General features: G+C 41.6%; 6 protein-coding genes. 1 reads left to right on the forward strand and 5 read right to left on the reverse strand.

Features of this window, described 5'->3' with window-relative positions:
- Positions 1-57: 57 nt before the first annotated feature.
- From OEL57_RS14910 to OEL57_RS14925, 4 genes are all read right to left on the reverse strand, one after another.
- Positions 58-1401 carry a ComEC/Rec2 family competence protein gene (locus OEL57_RS14910; protein ID WP_300741536.1) on the reverse strand — a complete coding sequence of 448 codons (1344 nt, stop codon included), beginning with the start codon at positions 1399-1401 and terminating at the stop codon, positions 58-60.
- A gap of 63 nt (positions 1402-1464) precedes the next feature.
- A complete protein-coding gene (locus OEL57_RS14915) occupies positions 1465-2157 on the reverse strand; it encodes a hypothetical protein (protein WP_300741537.1) in 693 nt (230 codons plus the stop codon).
- Positions 2158-2246: 89 nt separating this feature from the next.
- A complete protein-coding gene (locus OEL57_RS14920; RefSeq protein WP_300741538.1) occupies positions 2247-2519 on the reverse strand; it encodes a hypothetical protein in 273 nt (90 codons plus the stop codon).
- A 56-nt stretch (positions 2520-2575) separates the two neighbouring features.
- Positions 2576-2947: a hypothetical protein gene (locus OEL57_RS14925; protein ID WP_300741539.1), complete on the reverse strand. Its 372-nt coding sequence runs from the start codon at positions 2945-2947 to the stop codon at positions 2576-2578.
- A gap of 171 nt (positions 2948-3118) precedes the next feature.
- On the opposite strand from OEL57_RS14925, the gene OEL57_RS14930 reads away from it, so the two are divergent.
- A complete protein-coding gene (locus OEL57_RS14930) occupies positions 3119-3553 on the forward strand; it encodes a PIN domain-containing protein (RefSeq protein ID WP_300741540.1) in 435 nt (144 codons plus the stop codon).
- A gap of 35 nt (positions 3554-3588) precedes the next feature.
- On the opposite strand, the gene OEL57_RS14935 is transcribed toward OEL57_RS14930, so the two are convergent.
- Positions 3589-4038, reverse strand: a 450-nt coding sequence (locus OEL57_RS14935) for a JAB domain-containing protein (RefSeq protein WP_300741543.1), incomplete at its 5' end; no start/stop codon positions are given.

The following is a 4038-nucleotide window of genomic DNA, read 5'->3' on the forward strand; positions in this document are numbered from 1 at the left end:
GCTGAGAGCACAGCGGGTTCACCGCTGCTGCGCTTGGTTGAACTTTGCCTTATGCAATCACTTTCCGGTAACAACAAATATCCGTGTCAAGTATATTCTCTTTTTCTTGTTAGATAGGTAAACTCTTAACAAGTGCGTACCCTTATACGATACAACCCTAGTGAACTTGTATTTACCTCCAGATTCGTTTTTATCTTTATAGTAAATTTCTTGATGGTCATGATCTAAACCAACACCACCGTTTGAAACTTCCCACCATACTTCAACGCTATCCTGCGGGTCGGTAATCCCTCCAGACACAGCTATTGAAAATTCCAAGCTACTGCCTGTTCTTACAGTGGCACCAGAATTAATGGTTACGGATTGTCCCTCACATGTTGAAATGCACCGAATATCAAAGTTGCCGCTACCAATTGATTTTGATCTAAATCTTGATGGAACTACAGTCCATGTGCCATCACTATTGATACAACCAGCAAAAGTCCCCTTTGCATTTGTTGTGTAAACCTGTTTGTTTGATGTATGTAATTTATATTCCTTTAAAGCATCAACATTTGGATGATGATACTGAGAATAATCACCACAAGATATTAAGGTGATTTTAGGGTCAATTAATTTCAAGGCATCTAAATAGGTCGTGTCAGGGTTTTGTTTGAGGTCAATCCCATCGTTATTTTCATCGGTAAAGAAAGATCGAGAACCATGATGACTTGCTACAAGGATGTCACCGTTCAGGCATGTTTTGCCTTTAAATACTGGAATTATATGATCTTTCCAGGCATGCCAATCTGAGTCACTCGGAAGCATAATATTGTGCCCAGAATAAGTGATTGAAAGAACAATGCTGTTAGTGTGTTGTACTTTTGCTTCTGCTAGGTATTCACTTTGAGGTCGGGAAAGTACAACATCTTCAGATGAGTTTAAACAATAGATTGCAGCACCACCGAGAGACAGAATCGGTTTTAAAGAAGGTGTAGGAACAAAAACAGCACTTTTACCATTTTGTTCGATAAGCCGGCGTCTTAAGCGCATGTAGTACTGATAGTCGGTGTCTTGTGTAGTTGCTCCTGTCTCCCCTGAATCCCATATTTGGCGGACATCAAATATTTCCTTTACAGAAGACAAACCTCGATAGTGATCTTGATCTCTATGAGAGTTTACGTAAATATCAATCCATTTTTCTTGTTGAAGAGTTGCATGATTAAGTCTCGACGGTATGTGATTCTCCAAATAACCTAAAACTCTCTGTTTATTGTCTTCTGTAACGTTGCAGTCGTATAGCATCACGGTCAAGTCAGGGAAAATCAGTAGTATCATCAAGCCACCACCGACATCAATGACATGAAATATTAGTGGTTTTCTAGAAGCGTCGGTGTAGTATTTTAAAGGGGAATATTTCACAGTATCCTCTCATGATCTGGAATAGGTTTGATCAGTGCAGTAATTCGTACCGTCAGTTGCAAATCATTTCATATATTCTCTGAAAAGAATTTTAGCGTAACTTCGACCGTAAACTTTAACAAACCAAGGGCCTGTAACAATTAATGTTGAGTATAAAATAATAAGAACCACGCTGATATGCACAGCAAATTGATTGGCAACATATTCAGTAAACATCAAAACATTCAGTCCGCTCAAGACAACTGCTAGAACTGCTCCCCCAAGAAGATTTCTGATCGCACCATATTCAATATTGTGTTGCAGTAGGAATGAATTGCTGTGTAATTTTTTTCTAATGGATGTGATTGACTCAGCGATACGTTTGCGTGACTCACTACAATTTGCAGCCTCTTCGTCAGAGGTGGGCAGAGTTACCTTGAAATCTTTTAAAACTCTGGCACGAAACCGATTTTTAAAGTCTTCCGAAAAGGTAAAATCTGCGTAAAGCATGAACTCTGTAGTTGGCATACGCATTTCGTCTTGGAACATTATTTTCTGAAAAAGTTGCTTGCTTATAGCGCGCGAAAATTCAGCAAGGAAAAAGATGGATATTGTGGAGATCGTTACAGCACTGAACAACTTCAAGCCAAGGATATTTCCAATTAATTTCCTAAACTCCTCGCTTATAAAGAAATGATTAAATACAAGCATTGGAACCAGTGCAGTAACCGAAGCAGGCGCAATCCGGGCTTTGATCGTATATGCATCAAATTTCATGTATCACCTTTGTTTAATTATCTTTTCTGTTCAACTCGTTAATCACCAGCTTAGACAGGCATATAAATATTGTATGCCTGTATCTATTATTAGATGTTTCCTATTATTGAGTGGCATCCAATACTATATGCTTTTAAACTTTCAGTACGCTTTCTTGAATGTTCAGCCAATAACTGCTTCTTAACATCCCACCACTCACGCATAGCATCATGGGATACGAAGACGGTTTCAGAATTGTCTGCTTCAGCAAGAGCTGATTGGACATCCCCAACCATAAAATCCTGAAAGCCATTATCATAGTTTCCACTGAAATCAGGATCGCGCTTTTTCCTGTTATCGATGTAAGTCCTTAAATCACTCATGCTTGTAAACTTTACAACTGACGTTTTTCGATACAACCTGTTCAGGACACTCAGAATCAAAGCGGCAATTCATCTCCCGGAACTGGTGACAACTTCTTCACCGAATCAAGAATGTTCAATGCTTTATCATGGTCAGCCCGAGCAGCGCGTTCCTGGAAAAAAGCCGCTGTATTCAGAGCAGACACCTTTTCCGCAAGAGCCACGACAATAAACTGTTTAAGTGACACATTGTCCTCACGGGCCAGTTCTTTACATAGCCAACAAGTGAATCGGGGGTACGATTCATGACAGCTATTGCCGTTCTGGCAGTTTTTTAGTATTGTTACGCCATCTAGTATCTGCTGCATTGCCTTTGGCAGCTTCACTTTATCTGCAAAATTCAAAAGGTACGCACATGAAAGCAACAGCACAAAATCTTGATCTTTCACTCCTGCCTGCGGCTGCGCGGCGTGAGGTAGCCGACTTCTATCAGTTTGTCATGCTACGTTACGGTAGAGCTGTGAAGAGACAGGCTACGGCAAAGAATAAACTTCCTGCGGAATTTTACAAGCCTATCAGCGTTACTCAGTATCAGACGGTAGCACGGGACGACATCTACAGTGAAGTCTAAGATATTCATAGACTCCAACATCTGGATATATGCCTTTCTGGAATGTGAAAAGGAACGCGCCAAACAGCAGCATATTCTGTCGCTACTCGAAAATCTACCGCCTGTCAGTGCTGTATTTGTGTCTGTGCAGGTAATTAATGAATTTCACTGGATACTTTCCCGCAAGTACGGGGTGGATGACACTGCCATCAAAGCCAAGGTGACAAAGGGTATAGCCGCCGTTGCCAACATCGCTCCCCTCGACTTTAAAGTGTATCAGGATGCGTACAGGATTCGCGGAAAATACAACGTTTCGTTCTGGGATAGTCTAATTGTAGCTTCAGCGCTTGATAATGGTTGCACTGTTTTGTATTCCGAAGATATGCAGCATGGATTAATGATTGATTCTAAGTTGAAGGTTATAAACCCTTTTCTTGATGCTTGAGCACGTGCAAGAATTTACAAACAAACAGAATACCCCTACATCACCCCTCTCTCCAAAAGCGAAACCATACCATCCGTACCGACAATCACATGATCCATGACCTTGATACCCAGCAGATCACCAGCCTCTTTCAGTCGTCTGGTGATTGCAATATCTTCACTGCTGGGAGTCGGATCACCGGATGGGTGGTTGTGTATCAACACGAGGGCCGCTGCATTCGAGACCAACGCCGTCTTAAAAACTTCGCGTGGATGCACAATCGACTGATTCAGTGAACCAACTGATACGCAGTCAATACACGCAATCCGGTTCTTTCCGTCCAGATGCAGAGTAAAGAAATACTCCTTCGCCTCGCGTGTCAGAAACTGAAACAGTGCTGCAATCTGTTCAGGTGAATTATACCGCCGGTCAGGTGGCAGATATTCTGCTACATCCTCCCGAACTTCAAGCGTCTCCATGACCACTTTTATCTGCTTGAACCGTAT

Source organism: Trichlorobacter sp. (assembly GCF_030247655.1).
GTDB lineage: Bacteria > Desulfobacterota > Desulfuromonadia > Geobacterales > Pseudopelobacteraceae > Trichlorobacter.